This is a genomic window from Pseudaquabacterium inlustre (assembly GCF_038066595.1).
Taxonomy (GTDB): Bacteria; Pseudomonadota; Gammaproteobacteria; order Burkholderiales; family Burkholderiaceae_C; genus Pseudaquabacterium; species Pseudaquabacterium inlustre.
In genome coordinates, this window is the sequence record NZ_JBBUTH010000008.1 from 155,506 (window position 1) to 178,951 (window position 23,446).

A 23,446-nucleotide genomic window follows, 5' to 3' on the forward strand; every position below is an offset into this window, starting at 1 on the left:
ATGACTTCGAGCCTGGCCACCGTGTCGTACATCGGCGCGACCATCCTCTTCATCCTCAGCCTGGGCGGGCTGGCCAACCCCGAGACCGCCCGCCGCGGCAACCTGTTCGGCATGGTCGGCATGACCATCGCCGTGCTGGCCACCGTGCTGGGCCCGCGCGTCACGCCGGCGGGCATCCCGTACATCGTGGGCGCGCTGGCCATCGGCGGCGCCATCGGTGTCATCGCCGCCAAGAAGGTGCAGATGACGCAGATGCCCGAGCTGGTGGCGCTGATGCACAGCCTGGTGGGCCTGGCGGCCTGCCTGGTGGGCTTTGCCAGCTATGTGGACACCTCCACCGTCTTCCCCACCGAAGCCGAGAAGGCCATCCACGAGGTGGAGATCTATGTCGGCATCCTGATCGGCGCGGTGACCTTCTCGGGTTCCATCGTGGCCTTCGGCAAGCTCAGCGGCAAGATCGGCGGCAAGCCGCTGCTGCTGCCGGCACGCCACTGGCTGAACCTGGCCGGTCTGCTGATCGTCGTCTGGTTCGGCCGCGAATTCCTGCATGCGCACGACATCCAGGCCGGCATGACGCCGCTGCTGGTGATGACCGTGATCTCGCTGCTGTTCGGCATCCACATGGTGATGGCCATTGGCGGCGCCGACATGCCGGTGGTGGTCTCGATGCTCAACAGCTACTCGGGCTGGGCCGCCGCGGCCACCGGCTTCATGCTCAGCAACGACCTGCTGATCGTGACCGGCGCGCTGGTGGGCAGCTCGGGCGCCATCCTCAGCTACATCATGTGCCGCGCGATGAACCGCAACTTCATCAGCGTGATCGCCGGTGGCTTCGGCGGCGGTGCGCCGGCGGCCAAGCCGGCCGGCGGGGCTGCGGCCGAGCCGCAGGGCGAGGTGAGCCCGGTCAGCGCGGTGGAGACCGCCGAGCTGCTGAAGGAAGCCAAGAACGTGATCATCGTGCCCGGCTACGGCATGGCCGTGGCCCAGGCCCAGCACACGGTGTACGAGATCACCAAGCTGCTGCGCGAGAAGGGCGTGAACGTGCGCTTCGGCATCCACCCGGTGGCCGGCCGCATGCCGGGCCACATGAACGTGCTGCTGGCCGAGGCCAAGGTGCCTTACGACATCGTGCTGGAGATGGACGAGATCAACGAGGACTTCCCCGACACCGACGTCACGATGGTCATCGGCGCCAACGACATCGTGAACCCGGCCGCGCAGGACGACCCCAACAGCCCGATCGCCGGCATGCCGGTGCTGGAGGTGTGGAAGGCCAAGACCAGCATCGTGATGAAGCGCAGCATGGCCAGCGGCTATGCCGGCGTGGACAACCCGCTGTTCTACAAAGAGAACAACCGCATGCTGTTCGGCGATGCCAAGAAGATGCTCGACGAGGTGCTGGGGGCGCTGAAGGCCTGACCCGGCCGCCCCGCCTGCACCCGAAAGGCCCGCTTGGCGGGCCTTTTTCATGCCCGGCGTAGACAGCTCGCCCTAGGCACGCTATCGACTACCCTGAGGCTTGGCCCGTCAGGAATCCGCAAGAATCCCGGCATGGACAAGATCTGGCTCAAGCATTACCCCGCAGGCGTGCCGGCGGACATCTCCACCGAGGCCTACCCGTCGCTGGTGGCCCTGATCGACGACAGCTTCCGCACCTACCGCGACCAGACGGCCTACCTGTTCATGGGCAAGGCCATCCGCTTCGGCGAGGTGGACGACGCCTCGCGCGCGCTGGCCGCCTGGCTGCAGGCCAGCGGCCTGGAGCGTGGCGACCGCGTGGCCATCATGATGCCCAACGTGCCGCAGTACCCGGTGGCGGTGGCCGCCATCCTGCGTGCCGGCATGGTGGTGGTGAACGTGAACCCGCTCTACACCCCGCGCGAGCTGGAGCACCAGCTCAAGGACTCGGGCGCCAAGGCCATCATCATCCTCGAGAACTTCGCCGCCACGCTGCAGCAGGTGATCGACCATGTGCCCACCAAGAAGGTGATGCTGGCGGCCATGGGCGACATGCTGGGCCTGGTCAAGGGCGCCATCGTCAACCACGTGGTGCGCCGCGTGAAGAAGATGGTGCCGGCCTTCAACCTGCCGGGCACCGTGCGCTTCAAGGACGCGCTGTCCGAGGGCCGCGGCAAGACCTACACCGCGCCCAAGATCGGGCCCGAAGACATCGCCGTGCTGCAGTACACCGGCGGCACCACCGGCGTCAGCAAGGGCGCCGTGCTGCTGCACCGCAACCTGGTGGCCAACATCCTGCAGGCCGAGGCCTGGTACCAGCCGGCGCTCAAGAAGATTCCGGCCGGCGAGCAGATCGTCACCGTGTGCGCGCTGCCTCTGTACCACATCTTCGGCTTCAACACGAACATGATGCTCAGCCTGCGCATGGGCGGCTGCAACATCCTGATCCCGAACGCGCGCGACTTCGGCTCGCTGCTGAAAGACCTGGCCGGCCAGCGCTTCCACAGCTTCCCGGCCGTGAACACGCTGTTCACGGCATTGGCCAACCACCCCGACTTCGACAAGGTCGACTGGAGCCACCTGAAGATCAGCGTGGGCGGCGGCATGGCCGTCACGGCCGGCACCGCCCGCCTGTGGCTCGAGAAGACCGGCTGCCCGATCTGCGAAGGCTACGGCCTGTCGGAGACCAGCCCTTCGGCCACCTGCAACCCGGTGGACAGCACCTCGTACTCGGGCACCATCGGCCTGCCGATGCCCGGCACCGAGCTGAAGCTGCTGGACGACGATGGCCGCGAAGTCGGCCCCGGCCAAGCCGGCGAGATCGCCATCCGCGGCCCGCAGGTGATGGCCGGCTACTGGCAGCGCCCCGATGAAACCGCCAAGGTGATGACCGCCGACGGCTTCTTCCGCACTGGCGACGTCGGCATGGTCGACGAGCGCGGCTACTTCCGCATCGTCGACCGCAAGAAGGACATGATCCTGGTGGGCGGCTTCAACGTCTACCCGAACGAGGTGGAAGACGTGCTGAGCCAGATGCCCGGCGTGCTGGAATGCGCCGCCGTGGGCGTGCCCGACGAGAAGTCGGGCGAGGTGGTCAAGGTGGTCATCGTCAAGAAGGACCCGGCCATCACCGAGGCCGACGTGCGCGCCTACTGCGAGAGCAACCTCACCGGCTACAAGCGGCCGCGGGTGGTCGAGTTCCGCACCGATCTGCCCAAGACCAACGTCGGCAAGATCCTGCGGCGAGAACTGCGACAGGCCACGAAGTGAACCCGCCGCCCGTCGATCGCGACGCGGCTTCCCTTCCCGACGATCCCGCGGTGGCGGCCCAGCGCCGCTACGCCAAGACCGAGGCCGGCCGCGCCGAGGTGCGCGGCCGCGCGCTGGCCCTCAGCCGCCAGGCGCGCAACCTGCTGCTGATCATCGAGCCCGGCCGTGCGGCCGCCGACTGGATGGCCATGGTGCAGGGCTGCGGCCCCGCCGAGTTGCAGGCCCTGCGCGAGGCCGGGCTGATCGCGCCGGCCACCCCGGCGGCGCCCGTCGCCGGCACGGCCGCACCAGCCCCCGAGGCCGCGGCGCCGGCCGCCGGCACCCGCCCGACGCTGGCCCAGACCCTGGCCGGCCTGGGCTACCGCACGCTGTACGACCGCATCACCGCCGAGGCGCGGCCGGTGCTGGGCCTGATCAAGGGCTACCGGCTGGTCCTCGACGTCGAACGCTGCAACGGCCCCGACGAGTTGCGCGCGCTGGCGCTGCAATTCGTCGAGCAGGTGCGCGTGACCGAGGGGCCGGCCGCTGCGCTGGCGCTGGCCGGCCGCCTGACGGCGCCCGAGCCGGCCGCGAATGCGGGCGCGCCGGGCTGAACCGGCCGCGCCCTGCGGCACACTCGGCCGATGCCTCCCCGTCTGCATGTCGACACCCCGCTCTCACCCGGCGCCGAGATCGCGCTGCCGCCCAATGCCACGCGCCATGTGCAGGTGCTGCGCCTGCAGCCCGGCGATGCGCTGACGCTGTTCGACGGCACCGGTGGCCAGTGGCAGGCCGAGGTGCTGGCAATGGGCCGGCGCGAGGTGACGGCGCGCGCCATCGCGCACGAGGCGCTGGAGGTCGAGCTGGCCCAGGCCGTGACGCTGGCGCCCGGCATGCCCGCCAACGAGCGCATGGACACGCTGATCGAGAAGGCCACCGAGCTGGGCGCCACGGCCATCGCGCCGCTGGTGACCGAGCGCTCGGTGCTGCGCGTGGCCGGTGAGCGCGCCGAGCGCAAGGCCCAGCACTGGCAGGCCGTGGCCGTGTCGGCCTGCGAGCAGAGCGGGCGCAACCGCGTGCCGCCCATCGCTGCGCCACAGACCCTGGCCGCCTGGCTGCCCGGCGCGCTGGGCGCCGCCGGTGCGGGGGCCCGTGGCCTGCAGCTGAGCCTGGACACCACCGCCCCGCCGCTGCGCCAGGTGCTGGACGCCGCAGCGCCGGGCACGCACTGGGTGCTCCTGAGCGGCCCCGAGGGCGGCCTGAGCCCCGCCGAGCAGGCGGCCGCCGAGAAGGCCGGCTTCCAGCCCGTGTCGCTGGGCCCGCGCGTGCTGCGCGCCGACACCGCGCCGCTGGCCGCACTGGCCGTCATCGCCGCCCACGGCCACACGGCCTGAACAGGACGCACCGCCCATGAACCGCCCCCTGGCGCTGCTGGTGATCTGCCAGGGCCTGCTGATGGTCAACAACGTGACCTTCATCGCCATCAACGGCCTGGTGGGCCTGGCGCTGGCGCCGGCCGGCTGGATGGCCACACTGCCGGTCACCGGCTATGTGGCCGGCGGCGCGCTGGCCACCGGCATCGTGGCGCGGGTGCAGCGCCGCTGGGGCCGCCAGCGCAGCTTCCAGCTGGGGCTGGTGGTGGCCATCGTCAGCGCGCTGTTGTGCGCCTGGGCCGCGGCCCACGCCAGCTTCTGGCTGCTGTGCGCGGCCACGCTGCTGGCCGGCTTCTACAACGCCAACGGCGCGCTGTACCGCTTTGCCGCCATCGAGCTGGTGCCGCCGCAGGCCAAGGAGCGGGCCATCTCCTGGGTGCTGGCGGCCGGCATCCTGGGCGGCGTGGTGGGCCCCAACCTGGCCACGCACAGCCGTGACCTGCTGGCCGGCGCACCGTTTGCCGGCGCCTACCTGGTGCTGGCCGGCGTGGCCGTGGCCAGCCTGGGTGTGATGAGCCTGATTCCCTTTCCGCCGCTGCCGGGCCAGGGCGGTGGTGCGGTGCAGGGCCGTCCGCTGGGCGAGATCGTGCGCCAGCCGCTGTTCATCATCGCCGCCGCGGCCTGCAGCATCGGCTACGGCGTGATGAACCTGCTGATGGCCGCCACGCCCATCGCCATGGCCCAGTGCAGCCACCCGTTCTCGGCCGCCGCGCTGGTGCTGGAGTGGCATGTGCTGGCGATGTTCGTGCCCAGCTTCGTCACCGGCCGGCTGATCCAGCGCTTCGGCGTGGAGCCGGTGATGGCCGTGGGCCTGCTGCTGAACCTGGGCTGCGTGGCGTTCGCGCTGTCGGGCAACGACGTCATGCACTTCCTGGGCGCGCTGATGGTGCTGGGCCTGGGCTGGAACTTCCTCTACATCGGCGGCACCACGCTGGCCACCGAGGCCTGGCGCCCCGAGGAAAAGACCCGCGCCCAGGCGGCGCTGGACTTCTGCGTCTACACGACGATGACGCTGACCTCGTTCAGCTCGGGCGCGCTGGTCACCACCGGCGGCTGGCAGGCCATGAACCTGGGCGCGCTGCTGCCGCTGGCGCTGATGGGGGCCGCGCTGCTGTGGCTGCGCCAGGTGCGGCCGGCGCGCTGATCACTCGGCGCGCGGCGCCCGCGCCGAGCCGGCGATCAGGTCGAAGCGGAACAGCCGGCACTCGATCGGACCGTTCCACATCGGCACGCGGCGGGCTTCCTTCAGGCGCAGGGCCTGCGGCAGCTTCATGTCGGGGCTGAGCACCCAGGCCGTCCAGCCGGCATAGGCGCGCTTCCAGTGCGCGGCCAGGCCGCTGAAGAAGGCGGCGCCGGCGGCGTCCTTCTCGCCCTCGGGCGCACCCGCAGGGCCTTCAGCGAAGCCCTCGCGCACCGCGCGCTCGGCGCCGCGCTCGCCGCGCGAGCCCTTGGCCTCGATGCGCTCGCCGTACGGCGGGTTGAACACCAGCAGGCCGGCCTCGGCCGGCGGCGGGCGCTGCAGCGCGTCGGCGGTCTTGAAGACGATGGCATGGCCGACGCCGGCGCGCTGGGCATTGCGCGCGGCGAAGTCGGTCATGCGGAAGCTCACGTCACCGGCGTGGATGGCCACGGCCGGCGCGTGCACGGCCGCCTGCGCCTCGGCCTTCAGCTGGCCCCAGGCGGACAGTTGCGTGCGGAACGGCAGCATGCGCTCGAAGGCGAAGCGGCGCTTCAGCCCCGGCGCGATGCCACAGGCGATCTGCGCGGCCTCGATGGCGATGGTGCCGGCGCCGCAGCAGGGGTCGAGCAGCGCACCGTCTTCGGGCCGGCCCTGCCAGCCGGCGGCGGCCAGCATCGCGGCGGCCAGGGTTTCCTTCAGTGGCGCCTCGCCCTTCAGGCCGCCATCGCGCTCGTCGCGCCAGCCGCGCTTGAACAGCGCCTCGCCCGAGGTGTCGGCATACAGCGACGCGGTGTCGGCCGTCAGGTGCAGCACCAGCGGCAGATCGGGGTGGCGGGTGTCGACGCTGGGGCGGCTGCCGGTGGCGTCGCGCAGCACATCGCACAGCGCGTCCTTCACGCGCAGCGTGGCGAAGTTCAGGCTCTGCAGCGGACTGCGCGTGGCGCTGGTGTCGATGCGGAAGGTCTGCTCGGGCGTGATCCAGTCGCCCCACGGCACGCGGCGCGCCAGGTCGTACAGGTCGTGCTCGCTCTCGTAGGGGCCGAAGGCCAGCGGCCACAGCACGCGCTGCGCCAGGCGGCTGTGCAGGTTCAGCTGCATCGCCACGCGGGCATCGCCCAGCACCTGCACGCCGCCACGCTGCTCCACCACGCGGCGGCGGCTGGGGTCGGCCGGCACCACGGCGCGGTCCACGCCCAGCAGGGCCGCCACCTCGTCGGCCAGCAGCGGCTCGACGCCAGCGGCACAGGGCAGGAACAGCGACACCGGCGTGTCGCCCACCGGCGCGATGGCCTTGACGGGCAGGCGCACCGGGCCGCGGGCCGGCATGCCGGGGCCACCGGGACCGCGCATGGCCGGACCGCCAGGGCCGCCGGAACGCGGGCCGGGCCCACGCGCCTCGGTGTGGCGCTGGGTCTTGTAGCCGCCGATCGGCGGACGGGGGGTCTTGGTCAAAGGGCTTTGCGCAGGTTGGCGGGCGCGATCTTCAGCGCCTCGCGGTACTTGGCCACCGTGCGCCGCGCCACCTGGATGCCCTGCTCGGACAGCATGTCCGACAGCTGGCTGTCCGACAGCGGCTTGGCCGGGTCTTCGTTGGCCACCAGCTGCTTGATCAGCGCGCGCACGGCGGTGGAGCTGGCGTTGCCGCCGGCCTCGGTGTTCAGGCTGGAGCCGAAGAAGTACTTCAGCTCGAAGGTGCCGAACGGCGTGTTCATGTACTTGGCCGTGGTCACGCGCGAGATCGTGCTCTCGTGCAGGCCCAGTTCGTCGGCGATTTCGCGCAGCACCAGCGGCTTCATCGCGATCTCGCCGTGGGTGAAGAAGCCCTTCTGCCGCTCGACGATGGCCTGGCTGACGCGCAGGATGGTGTCGAAGCGCTGCAGGATGTTCTTCATGAACCAGCGCGCCTCCTGCAGCCGCGACGACAGCCCACCCGCGGCCCCGTTGCGCTGGCCGCGGATGGCCTGCGCATAGAGGTCGTTGATCTTCAGCTTGGGCATCACGTCGGGGTTGAGCACGGCCTTCCAGCCGCGCCCGGCCTTCTGCACGATGACGTCGGGCACGATGATGTTGGCCTCGGCGCGCGTGAACGGCCGGCCCGGCTTGGGCTCGCAGGTCAGGATCAGCGCCTGGGCCTCGCGCAGCAGCGCTTCATCAGCGCCGGTGGCCTGCGTCAGCTTCTTCATGTCGCGCCGCGCCAGCAGCTCGAGGTGCTGCTCGGCAATGCGCATGGCCAGCTTGCGCGCCGGGCTGGCCGGCTTCTCGCGCAGTTGCAGGCACAGGCACTCACCCAGGTTGGCGGCGCCCACGCCGGTGGGCTCCAGGCTCTGCAGCCACTTCAGGCCGCAGCGCAGGCGCTCGAACAGGTCTTCGCGCGCCTCCAGGTCGTCTTCGGGGATGTCCAGCGAGGCGGCCACGCGCTCGGCGATCTCGGCCAGCGGGTCGGCCAGCCAGCCGTCCTCGTCCAGGCTCTCGATCAGCACCATCACGGTGGCCGCGTCTTCGTCCGACAGGCGCATGCCCAGCAGCTGGCGGCGCAGGTGCTCCTGCAGCGTGGGGCCGCTGCTGGCCGCGTCCACCGGCTCGAAGTCGTCGTCGCCGCTGCCCGAGGGGCTGTTGCTGGGCGCCTCGCGGATGCCGTCGAAGTCGTCACGCTCGGTGCCGTTCTCCCAGTCGTCGCGCTCGGTGGCGCCGAACTCGGCGGTGTCCACGCCGGCAGGCTCGTCGCTGCCGGCGTCCTCGCGCTCGCTCAGGCGCTCCTTCTCGCGCTCGGCGCCGGCACCGCTCTCCGGCGTGGCGGCCACGCGTTCCAGGCCATAGGCCAGCGAGTCGTCGCCGCCGTCCTCCACGTCGAGGAAGGGATTGGCCTCGAGCATCTGCTCGATTTCCTGGTGCAGCTCCAGCGTGGAGAGTTGCAGCAGGCGGATCGATTGCTGCAGCTGGGGCGTCAGCGCCAGGTGCTGCGACAGGCGGACCTGCAATGAAGGCTTCATGACTTCGGGCCTGTCATCACATCTTGAAATGCTCGCCGAGGTACACCCGGCGAACGTCGGCGTTCTCGACGATCTCGGACGGCGTGCCTTCGGCCAGCACGCGCCCCTCGCTGATGATGTAGGCGCGGTCGCAGATGCCCAGCATCTCGCGCACGTTGTGGTCGGTGATCAGCACGCCGATGCCGCGCTGCTTCAGGAAGCCGATGATGCGCTGGATCTCGATCACCGCGATCGGATCGACGCCAGCGAAGGGCTCGTCGAGCAGGATGAAGCGCGGCTGCGTGGCCAGCGCGCGGGCGATCTCGACACGGCGACGCTCGCCGCCCGACAGTGCCGGCGCCGGCGAGTCGCGCAGCTTCTCGATGCTCAGGTCGTGCAGCAGGCCGTCCAGGCGCTGCTGGATCTCGGTGGCCGCCAGCGGCCGGCCGTCGGCGCCCACCTGCAGCTCGAGCACCGCACGCACGTTCTCCTCGACCGTGAGCTTGCGGAAGATCGAGGCTTCCTGCGGCAGGTAGCTCAGGCCCATGCGCGCGCGCTGGTGGATGGGCTTGCCTTGCACGGCCTGGCCGTCGATGCGGATCTCGCCGGCATCGGCACGCACCAGACCCACCACCATGTAGAAGGTGGTGGTCTTGCCGGCGCCGTTGGGGCCCAGCAGGCCCACCACCTCGCCGGCGCCCACGGCCAGGTGCACTTCCTTGACCACCTGGCGCGAGCCGTAGCTCTTTTGCAGCCCCTGGACCGTCAGCCCTTGGAGCCCTTGGCTCTGGCCGATCGGGGGCTGCGCCGCCATCGCCACGCGCTCTGGCGCCTGGGCGGATGTCACCGCCGCTCCCCGAGGGCCGGCGTGCTCTTCAGCGGGGCCTGCGCGGGTGCGGACGCGGCCTCGGCGGCCATCGCGGCGGCGGCCTCGGTGCCGGGGCGTGGCGTGATCACCGCGCGCACGCGGCCGCCGGGGTTGGTGGCGGTGGTGGCCCCACCGCCCTGCACATTGAAGGTCTCGGCCTGGCCGTCCCAGACGATGCGCGCGCCCTGGATCTCATCGGCCAGCGTGGCGCCGCGCAGGCGCCGCACCACGGCCGCGCCTTCGAAGCGGATCACGCCGGTCTTGCTGTCGTAGTCGATGCGCTGGGCCTGGCCCTCGACGCTCTCGTCGATGCCGTCGCGCTTTTGCTTCACGCGGGCCGGCTTGTCGGCCGTGCCGCTGGCCTGCACCACCTGCCAGCCTTCGGGCGTCTCACGCACCTCCAGCTTGTCGGCGCGCAACAGCAGCGTGCCCTGGCTGATCACCACGTTGCCGCTGCACTGGCTGATCTGCTTGGCCAGGTTCACCACGCAGGGCTGATCGCTTTCCAGCGCCATCGGCTTGGTGCGGTCGGCGCGCTCGGCCAGCGCCGGTCCGGCCACCGCCAGCGTCAAGGCCAGGGCGGCACCGGGCAGCAGCCGGGCGGCGGACGGGGTGAGGGCGGGCAGGATGGGCATCGAACGGCACAAAACTTGCAGACCATTCTAGGCCCAAGTGCCGTTCGCTGCGGAATACCCGGATGCCAAATCTGTGGCATCCGGTGGGCCTTGGTGACGCCGTCAGCGCGGCGTCAGAAACCCAGGGTTTTCCAGAGGATGTATCAGGCCTTGCGCGCCATCGCGATCAGCGCGTCGGTGACGGCCAGTGCGCGAACCTCGCTGCCGGCCATCGACGGCGCGGTGCGCCAGCGGCCCTGCACGCCCAGCGTGGGCACGCCGTCGATGCCATAGCCCTCGGCCAGCTGGCGCGCCAGGCGCACCTTGGTGGCCACGCCGAAGCTCTTCATCGCCTCGACGATCTTGGCGCCATCGGCACCACTGGCCTGGGCCCAGGCCAGCACGTCGGCGTCGTTGTTGAACGGCTTGCGCTCGATGTGCACGGCGTTGAACACCTTGCGGTGCAGCGCCTCGACCTGGCCCAGGGCCTCCAGCGCGTAGTACAGGCGCTGCAGCGGCTCCTGGTTCGGGCGGAACGAGATCGAGACGCGGCGGAAGGCCACCTGGTCGGCCGGCAGCTTGCGCTGCCAGGCGTCCAGCGCCGGCTCGAAGGCGTTGCAATGCGGGCACCAGTAGCCGAAGAACTCGACCACCTCGATCTTGCCGGCGGCCACGGCCAGCGGCTTGTCGAGCTTCTTGTAGTCCTGGCCCTCGACCGGGCCGCCCTGGGCCAGGCTGGGCAGCGCCAGGCCGCTGAGCAGGCCCGCGGCGGGCAGACCGATCACGATGTCACGACGGTTCATTCGACTTCCTTTGCCCGGCTCAGGGCATGCATTTCAGGGGTGGATCGCCCATGGAGTCAGCCGACCGCCACAGGTTCAACCCTGGTTCAACGCTCGACACGCACCAGCGTGGACTCGACACCGGCCGCGCCCAGCTTGTCGCGCAGGTCGTCGGCGGCATCGCGCTCGTCGAACGGGCCCAGGCGCACGCGGTAGACCGTCTTGCCCGACTGCTCGCGCGCCATCACCTTGGCCGTGAAGCCCGACATCGCCAGCCGCGCACGCTGCGCCTCGGCGTCGTCGGGGTTCGAGTAGGCGCCCGCCTGCACGAAGAACATGGCCGGCTTGGCCGCCGGCGCCGTGCCGTTCTGGCCGGCCAGGATGGCCGCCGGATCGCGTGCCGGCGCCGATGCGGCCGCCGATGCACGCGCGGTGGCCGCCGAAGCCGGCGCCGCGGGGGAGTGGGCCTGGGCGCCGGTGGGCGCGGCCGGGGCCGTGCCAGGTGCCGGGCTGGTGGCCACGGGGGCCGGTGCGGGCGTGGCCGCCGGTGCGGGGGCGGGGGTGGCCGCGTCCGGCGCGCTGGCGCCCGAGGCCACCGCGGCCCGCGGTGCGGCGCCCTTGCCGGCCAGCGGTGCGTTCGGGTCCCAGTGCTTGTTGCGCTCGGCCTCGGCGGCGTCCTGCTCGGCGGTGCGCTGCGGCAGCTTGTTGACGAAGGGGATCGGCGCCTTGGTGATGTAGAGCGCCACGCCCAGCGCGACGGCCAGGCCGATCAGCAGGCCGACGACCAGGCCGACGCCGAAGCCACCGCGCGCCGGTGCCGCCTTCACGGTCTTCACCGTGCCGCCCGCCTTCGCCGCGGCCATCAGGCCGGCTCCCCGGCGTCGGTGGGCGCGGCCTCGCGCGCCATGGCCTCGGGGGCGCTGACGCCCAGCACCGCCAGCGCATTGCGCAGCACCTGGGCGGTGGCGGCCAGCAGCGCCATGCGCGCACCGGCCAGCGCCAGGTCATCGACCAGGAAGCGCTCGGCCGCATACCAGCTGTGGAAGGCGGCGGCCAGGTCGCGCAGGTAGAAGGTGACGTCGTGCGGCGCCAGGTCGGCGGCGGCGGCGGCCAGCATGCCGGGGTAAGCCGCCAGCTTGAGCATCAGCGCGGTTTCGGTCGGCGCGGTCAGCAGCGACAGGTCGGCCGGAGCGTCCACCGCCGCGCCCTGCTTCTCGCGCCAGGCGGCCAGCACCGAGCAGATGCGCGCATGGGCGTACTGCACGTAGAACACCGGGTTCTCGTCATTGGCCTTCAGCGCCAGGTCGACGTCGAAGGTGAACTCGGTGTCGGCCTTGCGGCTGACCAGGAAGAAGCGCACCGCGTCGCGGCTGGTCCAGTCGATCAGGTCGCGCAGCGTCACGTAGCTGCCGGCGCGCTTGCTGAGCTTGACCTCCTGGCCGCCGCGCATCACCAGCACCATCTTGTGCAGCACGTAGTCGGGGAAGCCGGGCGGGATGCCCAGATCCGCCGCCTGCAGGCCGCCACGCACGCGGGCGATGGTGCCGTGGTGGTCGGTGCCCTGGATGTTGATGCACTTGCTGAAACCACGCTCGAACTTGTGGATGTGGTACGCCACATCGGGCACGAAGTAGGTGTACGTGCCGTCGGACTTGCGCATCACGCGGTCCTTGTCGTCGCCGTACTCGGTGCTCTTGAGCCACAGCGCGCCTTCGGACTCGTAGGTCTTGCCGTTGGCGATCAGGCGCTGCACCGCCGCCTCGACGCGGCCACTGGTGTACAGGCCGCTCTCGAGGTAGTAGTTGTCGAAGCGCAGTCCGAAGGCCTGCAGGTCCAGGTCCTGCTCGTGGCGCAGGTAGGCCACGGCGAACTGACGGATGCCGTCCAGGTCGTCCACATCGCCGCTGGCGGTGAATGCGCGGTCGTCGGCCTTGACGGTGGCCTGGGCGCGGAAGGCGTCGGCGATGTCCTGGATGTAGTCGCCGTTGTAGGCGGCCTCGGGCCAGCCGGCGTCACCGGGCTTCAGGCCCTTCAGGCGGCACTGCGTGCTGTGCGCCAGGGTGCCGATCTGCACGCCGGCGTCGTTGTAATAGAACTCGCGCGTCACCGCCCAGCCCTGGGTGGCGAACAGGCTGCAGATCGCATCGCCCAGCGCCGCCTGGCGCGCATGGCCCAGGTGCAGCGGGCCGGTGGGGTTGGCCGACACGAACTCGACCATCACGCTGCGGCCGTGCGCCGGCTGGCGGCCATAGGCCTCGCCGGCGGCCAGCACCTCGCTCACCACGGCCTGCTTGGCGGCGGGCTTCAGGCGCAGGTTGATGAAGCCGGGGCCGGCGATTTCCAGCGCGTCCACCCAGCGCTGCACGGCGCCTTGCGCGTTCAGCGCCTCGACCAGGGCGGTGGCCAGCTCGCGCGGGTTGCGCTTGGCGGCCTTGGCCAGCTGCATGGCCGCGGTGATGGCGAAGTCGCCATGGGCGGCCTGCTTGGGCGACTCGAAAGCGGGCGTGAACGGGGTGTCTGGCGCGAGCTGCTGCACCGCGGCACCGAGTGCCGCCAACAGCTCCTGCTTGGCTTGGATCATGGGGCGGGATTCTACGGGGCGGGGTGGCGGCGCCCCGGCCGCCGGCGCGCCGAACGCCTGGTTGCAATTGCGTGGACCGGCGGCCTACAGCCGGGCCCCGGCGGTGCCGAAGACAGACCTTGGAGTCCCAGCAGCCATGGCCCTTTCGTCCGTCTTCGCCGATCTCAGCGCGCCGCTGGCGCCGACCGCCGCACCGCCAGTCGCCGAACCGCCCGCGTCGGCGGCCCCGGCGCCGGCCGCGGCCGCCGGCAACGCGCTGCCCGACCGCATCGGCAAGTACCGCGTGCTGGCCCGGCTGGGCGAGGGCGCCACCAGCGAGGTGTTCCTCGCCGAGGACGAGTTCCACCAGCAGCAGGTGGCGATCAAGCGCGCGCGCGCCGCCAGCGCGCAGTTCGGCGATGACCTGCACTACCGTGAGCGCTTCTTCGCCGCCGAGGCCGACCTGGTCGGCAAGCTGCAGCATCCCAACGTGGTGCGGCTGATCGACGCGGTCGAAGACCCGTTGCAGCCCTACCTGGTGATGGAGTACGTGCCGGGCAGCACGCTGCGCCGCTTCTGCCGACCCGACAACCTGCTGTCACTGGAGCAGGTGGTGGAGATCGGCTTCAAGTGCGCAATGGCCCTGGGCTACGTGGCGCGCAAGGGCTTGATCCACCGCGACGTGAAGCCGGCCAACATCCTGGCGCTGCTGCACAACGACCTGGTGACCGACATCAAGATCACCGACTTCGGCAGCGTCTTCGACCAGACCAGCGACCGCACGCAGGTGTTCCGCGTCGGCTCGCTGGCCTACATGTCACCCGAGCAGCTGGACGGCACGCAGGTGGATGCGCGCGCCGACATCTACTCGCTGGCCGCGGTGCTGTACCACCTGGTCTCGGGCCGCCCGCCCTTCGAGGCCGGCAACCAGGTGGCGCTGATGAACATGATCTACCACCAGCCGCCGCAGCCGCTGGGCAGCCTGCGCGAAGGCGTGCCGCCGCGCATGGAGGCGCTGCTGATGCGCGCGCTGAGCAAGCAGCGCGACGAGCGGCCGGCCGACTGGGACAGCTTTGCCCGCGAGTGGGCGCTGCTGGTGGCCAATGCCGAGGTGCCGCTGGGCCGCCAGCAGGACGTGCTGGACTCCGAGCGCTTCAACCTGCTGCGCAGCCTGGAGTTCTTCAGCGGCTTCGGCGACGTGGAGCTGTGGGAGGTGGTGCACCGCGCGCAGTGGCTGCGTCACCGCCACGGCACGGCGCTGTACCGCAAGGGCGAGACCGGCAACACCTTCCACATCATTGCCCAGGGCCGCATCGAGGTGTACCGCGACGGCCAGCGGGTGGCGCGCCTGGGCGCCGGCACCTCGGTGGGCGAGATGGCCTACCTGGCACCCAGCCCCGACCTGCGCGTGCACGCCGCCGACGTGATCGTCTCCGACATGGCCACCACGATCTCGTTCACGCCCGAGTCGATGGACACCTTCAGCCCGAGCACGCGGCACCTGTTCGATGCGGCCTTCATCCGCGTGCTGGTGCGCCGGCTGCATGCCGCGCACGAGGCGCTGCATCACCCGCGGCGCATCCTCTAGCGCCAGCGCAGGCCCCACCCGGCCCGCCCGGCGTGGCCGACGCGTGATGGCGATCAACAGGTTTGCGTGGCGCCGGTGCACCGGCCGCCCGCCGGCGGCGTTGAATCATTGCCGGTGCGTGGGCGCTCTGCTCCAATCGGCATCGGCCATCCGGCCGCATCCACATCACCCGAGGAAGAGGACCCCCACCATGCTGAAGCAGTTGTCCACCGTTGCCGTCGCGATGTTCCTGGCCGCCGGCGTGACCACGCACGCCTTCGCCGAGGACAAGGCCGCCTGCGAGAAGCAGGCCGACGAGAAGAAGCTGCACGGCGCGGCCAAGAACAGCTTCGTCAAGAAGTGCTCGGGCGGCGCCGCCGCCGCCAAGTCGCCGGCCGCCGAGGCCTGCGAGAAGCAGGCCGGCGAGAAGAAGCTGCACGGCGCGGCCAAGAACAGCTTCGTCAAGAAGTGCACCGCCGACGCCAAGTGATCGGCCTGCGCCGATGCCGGGCCTGAGGGCCCGCGCGCAGCACCCGCAACAGGCCGGCTTTGCCGGCCTTTTGCATGGTGGCGCCGGCCTCGGCCGGGGAACAGCCGGTGGTCAGACCGTGAACAGCCCGCGTGCCAGCAGCACGGCCAGCAGCGGCAGCACCAGCATCAGGTGCGAGGCGCGCATCACGCGCCGGCGCAGCGTGGCCACCGCATCGGCCGCCGGCAGCGCGCCGCCGGCCTGGTGCGCCGCCAGCCAGGCCCGCACCTGGGCATGGGTGTGCCAGGCCGCCGCCAGCATCAGCGCCACCAGGGCCAGCTTGGCCCACAGCAGCGGCTGCGCCAGCAGCCAGGCGGCGCCCTTGGGGCTGGCGGCCACGCGCGCCAGGCCGGTGGCCAGCACCAGCCAGCCGGCGATGAAGGCCACGCGGTCGACCACGCCCAGGCGCGCCAACGCCGCGGCATTGAGCCATTCGCTGCGCGCCAGCGCGGCAGTGCTGGACAGGAACACCACCCAGCTCAGGATGGCCAGCAGGTGCAGGTAGGCGAAGGCGGTGTCGGCAAGCATGCGCGCCAGTCTAGCGAGGGCCGCGCCCGCCGCCGTCTTGACGGCGCCCGGTGGTGGCCCGGCGCGGACGATGGTACGGTGGCGGCCCGCGCGCCCCCGATCCGCCGCGCGCCGCCCGATCTGACCGAGGAGACCCGCCCGATGCCCGACCGCCGACAGATGCTGCAGCGAAGCGCCGCCGTGGCCGGACTGCTGGGCGGCCTGGGCCTGCTGCCCGAGCCGGCGCAGGCCGCCTGGCACCAGGCCGCGTTCGAGGCCCGCTCGCTGGCCGAGCTGGCCAGGGTGCTGGGCCTGTCGGCGCCGGTGGAAAGCCGCGAGGTGACGCTGGCCGCACCCGACGTGGCCGAGAGCGGCGCCGCCGTGGCCGTGGGCTGCGCCACCACCCTGGCCGGCGTGAAGCGGCTGATGATCCTGGTGGACAAGAACCCGGTGCCGCTGTGCGTGATGTTCGAGCCCGGCGAGGGCCTGGTGCCCGACATCAGCACGCGCGTGAAGATGGCCCAGTCCTCCGGCGTGGTGGCGGTGGCCGTCACCGGCGACGGCCGCGTGCACTACGCCCACCGCGACGTGCAGGTCACCGCCGGCGGCTGCGGCGGCTGAACACGAGGAGCCCTCCGATGCCCGATCCGACCCTGATCCGCGCCAAGGCCACCGGCGACAAGACCGTGGTGCGCGTGCTGATGGCCCACGAGATGGAGTCTGGCCAGCGCAAGGACCCGACCAACGGCCGCAGCGTGCCGGCCTGGTTCATCCGCGAGCTGAGCATCACGCTCAACGGCCGCCCGCTGCTCAGCGCCCAGTGCGGGCCCTCGATGGCGCGCAACCCCTTTCTGCAGTTCACCGTGCGGGGCGCCAAGGCCGGCGACCGCATCGGCGTGAGCTGGATCGACAACCGCGGCGAGCGCCGCAGCGACGAGGCCGCGGTGGGCTGACGCCAGCCGCCGCTCAGGCGGCGGCGCCGGCCTCGTGCTCGGCCGCGTGGCGGCCGGCGCGCTCGAGCAGCGGCGCCAGCAGTTCCAGCGCCTCGGCGAAGCTGAAGCTGTGGATGTGCCGGCCCAGGCGCTCGGCGGGCTCGCCGAAGGCCGCCTGCAGCAGCGGGAACTGGGTGTCGAACAGTTCGCCGGCGGTGGTGTCGTGGCTCACCAGCAGCGGCTTGAGCGACAGCAGGCCACCCAGCACCTGGGTCCAGTCGACCGCGGTCACGGCCGGGGCGGGCGCGGGCGCCGGCACCTCGCCGTCCAGCGCCCGGTCGAGCGCGCCGAAGAACTCACCCAGCGCCGTGCCCAGCGCCTGCTGCAACGCGCGCAGCGCCGCGGCGTCGCGCGGGCGTCCGCCCTCGGCCTGCGGATCGAGCGCCTGCTCCAGCGCCTGCGCGTGGTGCTGCAGCGTCTCGGCACCCAGCGTGGCCGCGGCGCCGGCGATCGAATGCGCCAGCCGGCGCAAGGCCGTGGCCGGTGCGGAGCCGGGCCGCCATGCCTCGGCGGGCAGTTCGGCGGGCGGCTCGGCAGGTGTTGTCCCCCCATCCGGGCCCTGGCCCAGGCGCACGAGGTCGGGGCCGTGGTGGCCGCGGAACAGGCGCAACGCGCGCAGGTACAGCGCCCAGTTGCCGTTGACGCGCGACAGGCCCAGCGCCAGGTCCAGGCCGGGCATGGCCGCCAGGCGCGCGCGCTGCGCGGCCTCCAGGCCGGCCGGCTGCAGGGCCGCGCTCGGGCGGCGCTGGCGCAGCCAGCCCATCAGGCACTGGCGCAGCTGCTGCGGCTCGACCGGCTTGGCCAGGTAGTCGTCCATGCCGGCGGCCAGGCACTGGGCGCGGTCGTCCTCGAAGGCATTGGCGGTCATGGCCACGATGGGCAGCCGCGTGGCGCCCTCGAAACTGCGGATCTGCGCCGTGGCGCGCAGCCCGTCCATCACCGGCATCTGCACGTCCATCAGCACCAGGTCGTAGGGGCCGTTGGGGCAGTCGCGCACCAGCTGCACGGCCTCCTCGCCGTTGGCCGCCACGTCCACCGTCACGCCCAGCGCACCCAGCAGCGTGGAGGCCACTTCCTGGTTGATCGCATTGTCCTCGGCCAGCAGCACGCGCGCGCCCTGCAGCACCACGGCATCGCCGCCACCGGGCGCCGGCAGCGCACGCGCGCCGGCCAGCGGCGCGCCCGCCGAGGCCAGGGCCGGGCCGCTGGCACGGCGCAGCGGCAGCTCGAACCAGAACAGGCTGCCCTGGCCCAGCACGCTGCGCACGCCCATGCGGCCGCGCATCAGCTCGGTCAGGCGCTTGCTGATCGCCAGCCCCAGGCCGGTGCCGCCGAAGCGCCGGGTGGTCGAGGCATCGGCCTGCTCGAAGGCCTCGAACAGGTGCGGGATCTGGTCCTCGCGCATGCCGATGCCGGTGTCTTCCACCTCGAAGCGCAGGCGCACCTGCTGGCCGTCCTCGGCCACCGGGGCGATGCGCACCATCACCCGGCCACGCTGTGTGAACTTGACGGCATTGCCCACCAGGTTCAGCAGCACCTGCTCCAGGCGCAGGCGGTCGCCGTGCACCACGGCCGGGCAGCCGGGCATCTCCAGCGACAGCGCCACCTGCTTGGCGCGGGCGCGGTCGATCAGCATCGCGGTGACGCGCTCGACGCTCTCGCGCAGGCCGAAGTCGGTCTCGTCCAGCGTGATCTTGTGCGCCTCGATCTTGGAGAAGTCGAGGATGTCGTTGATCACCTGCAACAGGTGCTGGCTGGCGTCGGTGATGCGGGCCAGGTGGTCGACCTGGCGCGGCGTCAGCGGGTCGCGGCGCAGCAGGTGGGCGAAGCCGACGATGGCGTTCATCGGCGTGCGGATCTCGTGACTCATGTTGGCCAGGAAGGCGCCCTTGGCCTGGTTGGCGGCATCGGCGGCATGCTTGGCCTGCTCGAGCGCGATCTCGATGCGCCGCCGGCGCACGATGCGCAGCAGGTCGCCGCCGATCAGCGCCAGCGCGCGTTCGTCGGCGGCGTCGTAGCCCACGGCCTTGTCGGCCACGCACAGCAGCAGGCGCACCTCGCCCTCGTCGACCACCGGCACGCACAGCGCCCGCGCCAGGCCCGGCGGCACGCCGGCCTGGCGTGCCGCGTCGCCTTCCAGCGCCACCACGCGCCGCTGCGCCAGCACCGATTGCCAGACGCCCTGCCAGGGCGCGGTCAGCGCCGGCGCGGCCACGTCCTCGCCCGACAGGCCCACGCAGGCCTGCTGGCCCAGCAGCAGCTGGCCGTCCTCCACCACCACCAGGCAGCCGCCGGTGCTGGCGGTCTGGCGGCAGGCCACCTCCAGGCCGCCCTGCAGCAGCTCCTGCTCGCCCAGCATGCTGGCCTTCTGGCTCAGCGCCAGCATCGCGCGCAGGCGCTGGTCCTCGCGCGCCAGGCGGGCGTTCACCGATTCGAGCTCGGCCGTGCGCGTGGCCACCAGCACCTCCAGCTGCTGGCGGTACAGCGCCAGCTCGCGCTCGGAGCGCACGCGGTCGGAGATGTCGGTGCCGGTGCCCACCAGCAGCGGCTCGGGCGAGCGGTCGATGCGCCGCGAGACGAACAGGTAGGGCATGCGCCGGCCGTCGCGCGCCACCAGCGAGGCCTCGACCCGGCTCTCGCCCCGGTCGAACACCTCGCGCACGCTGTCGGCGATGCGCTGGCGCTCGTCCTGGTCGAAGTACTCGGTGGCCGCGCGCTGCATGATCTCGTCGCGGCTGTAGCCGGTGACCTCCTCGAAGCGGCGGTTCCACAGCACCGGCCGGCCCTGGCGGTCCAGCGCGAAGAACAGCCCGGCCACCGAGTCGACCAGCTGCTCGCGAAAGCGCTGCTCCTGGCGCTGGGCCTGCTCGGCGGCGTTGAAGTCGAGCGCGAAGCCCAGGTCCTGCGCCAGCCGCGTGAACAGCGCCACCTGCTCCTCGTCGAAGTGGCCGACGATGTCGGAATACACCATCAACGCATGGCGCACGGTGCCACCGGCCGGCACCGGGAAGGCCGCGAAGGCCCGGTAGCCATGGGCCAGCGCCGACTCGCGCAGCGGGCTGGCCGGCGACTCGACGATGTCGTTGAACACGCACACCTGGCCCTGCGCCACGGCCTGTGCCGCCGGGCCTGGCGGCTGCTTGGACGGCAGGCGCAGCTGGTCGAGGTAGTGCTCGGCCGAGCCCGAGTGCGTGATCGGGAACAGCCCGCCGCCGCCGGGGTCGAGCCCGCCCACCCAGGCCAGGCGGAAGCCGCCCACGTCGACGACGATGCGGCACACCTCGTTGAACAGCCGCGTGCCGCTGTCGCGCACGCGCACGATGGCCTCGTTGACGCGGCTGAGCATCGCGTAGGCCTGGTTCAGGCGCTGGATGCGCACCTCGTGCAGGCGGCTGTCGGTGATGTCGCGCCACACGGCCGAGACCATCATGCGCCCAGCGAACTGCACCCGGCGCAGCGTGATCGCGGCGATCTGCAGGCCGCCGTCGGCCTTGCGGTGGCGGGTGTCGAAGCGCACCGTCTCGCCGCCCAGCGCGCGGCGCACCACGGCCAGCACGCCTTCCTCGTCGAGGTCGCCCTGCAGGTCCATCGGCCGCAGCCGCGCGAAGGCCTCGCGGCTGTAGCCCAGCCCGTTGCAGGCGGCGTCGTTGAAGTTCATGAAGGCCAGCGTCAGCGGGTCGAGCAGCACGATGGCGTCGGTGGTCTGCGCGAACATCGTGTCGACCAGGCGGTGCTGGTCGGTGATGGCCTGGGCCCCCTGGCGGGTGAGCGTGACGTCGCGCGCCACGCCCAGCAGGCCGGTGGGCTGGCCGTCGGCGTCGTACAGCGGCGTCTGCACGATCTCGAACAGGCCGCGGTGCCCGTCGCGCGCGAAGTGCAGCCAGCGCTCGCCCACGTCGGGCCGGCCGGTGGCGATCACCGAGGCGTCGTGCGCACGCATCGCGGTGGCCGATTCGGCGTCGACGAAGTCGGCATCGCTGCAGCCGATGATCTCGGCCTCGGGGCGGTCGAGCAGGCGCTCGAAGGCGGCGTTGCAGGCGCGGTAGACGCCCTGCGTGTCCTTCATCCACACCAGGTCGGGCAGCGCGCGCAGCAGGTCCTTCAGCCGGCGCTCGCTGGCCGCCAGCTGGCGCGTGGTCTGGCCCTGCGAGATGGCGGTGGCGGCCAGCTGCACGGCGAAGGCCAGGTCGTCGGCCTCCTCGGCGCCGGGCCGGCCGGGACGGCGGCGGTACAGCGCGAAGGTGCCCAGCACGCGGCCCTGCGCGCCGCGGATCGGCTCGGACCAGCAGGTGGCCAGGCCCAGGCGCAGCGCCGCCTCGCGCATCGGCGCGCAGCTGGGCTCGTTGGCGATGTCGTCGACCACCCGGCGCTGGCCGGTGGCGGCGGCGGCGCCGCAGGGCGGCGCGTCGGCGGAGATCGGCACGTTGGCGATGAGCTGCCGCCACTCGGCTGGCAGGCTGGGCCCGGCGATCTCGACCAGGTGGCCGCTGTCGTCGTCGCGCAGCATCACCGCGCACAGGCTCTCGGGGTGCTGCTGCTCGTGGTCGCGGCACAGGCGTTCGAGCAGCGCGTCCAGTGGCGCGCCCAGCGCCAGGCTTTCCATCAGCACCAGGCGGCGGCGGTCGCGCTGCTGCGCGCGCAGGCGCTGGGCGATGTCGTGCACCAGCGCGAACAGCAGCTCGCGCCCGTGGACCAGCGTGATGCACAGCCGGATCTCCACCGGGTGCTGGTGGCCGTCGGCGGTGCACAGCGTACTCTCCAGCACCGCGCCGCCCAGGCTGCGCCAGCTGGCCCAGTGCCGCGCCAATTGGTCGGCCGCCCAGGCCGGCGACACCTCGCCGGCATGGCGGCCCACCAACGCGGCGGGCTCGCGCCCCACCCAGTCGCCGGCGGCGCGGTTGGCATAGGCCACGCGGCCGTCGGCATCGACGCCGAACACCGCGTCGCCCGCCTGGTCCACCGCCGCCTGCATCAGGCGCAGGCGCTCCTCCATCGCGGCCCCGAGGCCGTCGGGCACCCCGGTGACCAGCGGCGCGGCAGCCCGCGCCTCAGTCATCGGCCAGGCGCGCCATGATGGCGGCGAACTCGCCACGGATGGCCATCAGGGCCTGCACCAGTGCCGGGTCGAACTGCCGGCCGGCATGCGCCTGGATGTAGCCCAGCGTGTCGTCCAGCGTCCAGGGCGCCTTGTAGACGCGGCGCGTGGTCAGGGCGTCGAACACGTCGGCCAGGGCCATCAGCCGGGCCGGCAGCGGGATGGCCTCGCCGGCCAGGCCGTCGGGGTAGCCCAGGCCGTCCCAGCGCTCGTGGTGGTGCGTGGCGATGGTGCGCGCCACCTCGAGGAAGCGCACCGCCGCCGAGGCCTCGCCGTCGGCCCCGCCATGCATGGCCATGGCCTTGCGCACCGCCTGGTCGATGGCCTGCCCGCCGATGCGGGCATGGGTCTTCATGATCTCGAACTCGTCGAAATCCAGCCGCGAGGGCTTGAGCAGGATGCTGTCGGGGATGCCGATCTTGCCGATGTCGTGCATCGGCGCGGCCTTGACGATGCGGTCGAGCTGCACGTCGTCGAGCTCGCCGCCATAGCCGCCCATGCGCTGCAGCTGGCGGCCCAGCGCCTCGATGTACGACTGCGTGCGCAGGATGTGGTTGCCGGTATCGCTGTCGCGGGTCTCGGCCAGCTCGGCCATCGCGCACAGCGTCAGGTCCTGGGCCAACAGGCTCTCGCGGATGCGGCGCGCCAGCTCGACCTCGAGCCACTGGTTCTGCTCGCCCAGCCGGTCCTGGGCCTGCTTGAGCGCCAGGTGGGTGCGCACGCGGGCCAGCACCACCGCCGGCTTGATCGGCTTGCCGATGTAGTCGACCGCGCCCAGCGCGAAGCCCTGCTCCTCGTTGACCTCGTCGCTCAGCGCGGTGACGAAGACCACCGGGATGGCCCGCGTGCGCGGGTCCTCGCGCAGCCGGGTGAGCACGGCATGGCCGTCCATCTCCGGCATCATCACGTCGAGCAGGATCAGGTCGGGCAGTTCGCCACTGGCCAGCAGCGCCAGCGCGCTGGGGCCTGTGCGGGCACCCAGCACGCGGTAGTGCGGGTTCAGCAGCTTGGACATCACCGCCAGGTTCAGCGGTTCGTCGTCGACGACCAGGATGGTCGACGGCTTCATCGCGGTTCTCCACCGACACGGGCACCGGCGCCGGTACCAGTGCGATTGCCCACCGGGCATCGTGGTACTGCGGA

At 72.1% G+C, this 23,446-nt stretch carries 19 protein-coding genes; 9 read left to right on the forward strand and 10 right to left on the reverse strand.

Going from position 1 to position 23,446, the window contains the following annotated elements:
- The 5 genes from pntB to AACH10_RS15300 all read left to right on the forward strand — a co-directional run bounded on the left by pntB (nt 1) and on the right by AACH10_RS15300 (nt 5,784).
- Nucleotides 1-1,419, forward strand: coding sequence for a Re/Si-specific NAD(P)(+) transhydrogenase subunit beta (gene pntB, locus AACH10_RS15280; RefSeq protein WP_341411314.1), 1,419 nt, complete (start codon nt 1-3; stop codon nt 1,417-1,419).
- 132 nt (nt 1,420-1,551) lie between these two features.
- On the forward strand, nt 1,552-3,228 hold the full coding sequence (locus AACH10_RS15285; protein ID WP_341411315.1) for a long-chain-fatty-acid--CoA ligase: 1,677 nt from the start codon (nt 1,552-1,554) through the stop codon (nt 3,226-3,228).
- Nucleotides 3,225-3,821: a hypothetical protein gene (locus AACH10_RS15290; RefSeq protein WP_341411316.1), complete on the forward strand. Its 597-nt coding sequence runs from the start codon at nt 3,225-3,227 to the stop codon at nt 3,819-3,821. The genes AACH10_RS15285 and AACH10_RS15290 overlap by 4 nt, the downstream gene beginning before the upstream one ends.
- 30 nt (nt 3,822-3,851) lie before the next feature.
- Nucleotides 3,852-4,601 carry a 16S rRNA (uracil(1498)-N(3))-methyltransferase gene (locus AACH10_RS15295; protein ID WP_341411317.1) on the forward strand — a complete coding sequence of 250 codons (750 nt, stop codon included), beginning with the start codon at nt 3,852-3,854 and terminating at the stop codon, nt 4,599-4,601.
- Between the two features lie 16 nt (nt 4,602-4,617).
- The gene (locus tag AACH10_RS15300; RefSeq protein ID WP_341411318.1) at nt 4,618-5,784 is read left to right on the forward strand and encodes an MFS transporter; all 1,167 of its coding nucleotides are present in this window, start codon (nt 4,618-4,620) and stop codon (nt 5,782-5,784) included.
- Here the strand turns inward: AACH10_RS15300 and AACH10_RS15305 are convergent, their stop codons facing one another.
- From AACH10_RS15305 to argS, 7 genes are all read right to left on the reverse strand, one after another.
- On the reverse strand, nt 5,785-7,272 hold the full coding sequence (locus AACH10_RS15305) for a THUMP domain-containing class I SAM-dependent RNA methyltransferase (RefSeq protein ID WP_341411319.1): 1,488 nt from the start codon (nt 7,270-7,272) through the stop codon (nt 5,785-5,787).
- Nucleotides 7,269-8,810, reverse strand: a complete 1,542-nt coding sequence (locus AACH10_RS15310; protein WP_341411320.1) for an RNA polymerase factor sigma-54 — start codon at nt 8,808-8,810, stop codon at nt 7,269-7,271. The genes AACH10_RS15305 and AACH10_RS15310 overlap by 4 nt, the downstream gene beginning before the upstream one ends.
- A 16-nt stretch (nt 8,811-8,826) precedes the next feature.
- Nucleotides 8,827-9,603, reverse strand: coding sequence for an LPS export ABC transporter ATP-binding protein (gene lptB, locus AACH10_RS15315; RefSeq protein WP_341411748.1), 777 nt, complete (start codon nt 9,601-9,603; stop codon nt 8,827-8,829).
- A gap of 29 nt (nt 9,604-9,632) precedes the next feature.
- Nucleotides 9,633-10,292: a lipopolysaccharide transport periplasmic protein LptA gene (gene lptA, locus AACH10_RS15320; protein WP_341411321.1), complete on the reverse strand. Its 660-nt coding sequence runs from the start codon at nt 10,290-10,292 to the stop codon at nt 9,633-9,635.
- A gap of 143 nt (nt 10,293-10,435) precedes the next feature.
- The gene (locus AACH10_RS15325; RefSeq protein ID WP_341411322.1) at nt 10,436-11,074 is read right to left on the reverse strand and encodes a thiol:disulfide interchange protein DsbA/DsbL; all 639 of its coding nucleotides are present in this window, start codon (nt 11,072-11,074) and stop codon (nt 10,436-10,438) included.
- Between the two features lie 86 nt (nt 11,075-11,160).
- Complete coding sequence (locus AACH10_RS15330) at nt 11,161-11,916, reverse strand: SPOR domain-containing protein (RefSeq protein WP_341411323.1); 756 nt, start codon at nt 11,914-11,916, stop codon at nt 11,161-11,163.
- Entirely contained in the window at nt 11,916-13,634 is a 1,719-nt protein-coding gene (gene argS / locus AACH10_RS15335; RefSeq protein ID WP_341411324.1) for an arginine--tRNA ligase, read from the reverse strand. The genes AACH10_RS15330 and argS overlap by 1 nt, the downstream gene beginning before the upstream one ends.
- Before the next feature lie 136 nt (nt 13,635-13,770).
- Between argS and AACH10_RS15340 the strand changes: the two genes are divergently transcribed.
- Nucleotides 13,771-15,201: a serine/threonine-protein kinase gene (locus AACH10_RS15340; protein ID WP_341411325.1), complete on the forward strand. Its 1,431-nt coding sequence runs from the start codon at nt 13,771-13,773 to the stop codon at nt 15,199-15,201.
- A 190-nt stretch (nt 15,202-15,391) separates the two neighbouring features.
- A complete protein-coding gene (locus AACH10_RS15345; RefSeq protein WP_341411326.1) occupies nt 15,392-15,670 on the forward strand; it encodes a hypothetical protein in 279 nt (92 codons plus the stop codon).
- 111 nt (nt 15,671-15,781) lie between these two features.
- Here the strand turns inward: AACH10_RS15345 and AACH10_RS15350 are convergent, their stop codons facing one another.
- Nucleotides 15,782-16,237, reverse strand: coding sequence for a DUF2214 family protein (locus tag AACH10_RS15350; RefSeq protein WP_341411327.1), 456 nt, complete (start codon nt 16,235-16,237; stop codon nt 15,782-15,784).
- Nucleotides 16,238-16,378: 141 nt separating this feature from the next.
- Between AACH10_RS15350 and soxY the strand changes: the two genes are divergently transcribed.
- Entirely contained in the window at nt 16,379-16,837 is a 459-nt protein-coding gene (gene soxY, locus AACH10_RS15355; RefSeq protein ID WP_341411328.1) for a thiosulfate oxidation carrier protein SoxY, read from the forward strand.
- Nucleotides 16,838-16,854: 17 nt separating this feature from the next.
- Nucleotides 16,855-17,169, forward strand: a complete 315-nt coding sequence (gene soxZ, locus AACH10_RS15360) for a thiosulfate oxidation carrier complex protein SoxZ (protein ID WP_341411329.1) — start codon at nt 16,855-16,857, stop codon at nt 17,167-17,169.
- A gap of 13 nt (nt 17,170-17,182) precedes the next feature.
- Here soxZ and AACH10_RS15365 read toward each other — a convergent pair whose 3' ends face one another.
- Together AACH10_RS15365 and AACH10_RS15370 are read right to left on the reverse strand one after the other, a co-directional pair.
- Nucleotides 17,183-22,264 carry a PAS domain S-box protein gene (locus AACH10_RS15365; RefSeq protein WP_341411330.1) on the reverse strand — a complete coding sequence of 1,694 codons (5,082 nt, stop codon included), beginning with the start codon at nt 22,262-22,264 and terminating at the stop codon, nt 17,183-17,185.
- Nucleotides 22,257-23,372 (reverse strand): response regulator, encoded by a 1,116-nt coding sequence (locus tag AACH10_RS15370; protein ID WP_341411331.1) that lies wholly within the window; start codon nt 23,370-23,372, stop codon nt 22,257-22,259. The genes AACH10_RS15365 and AACH10_RS15370 overlap by 8 nt, the downstream gene beginning before the upstream one ends.
- Between the last annotated feature and the right edge of the window lie 74 nt (nt 23,373-23,446).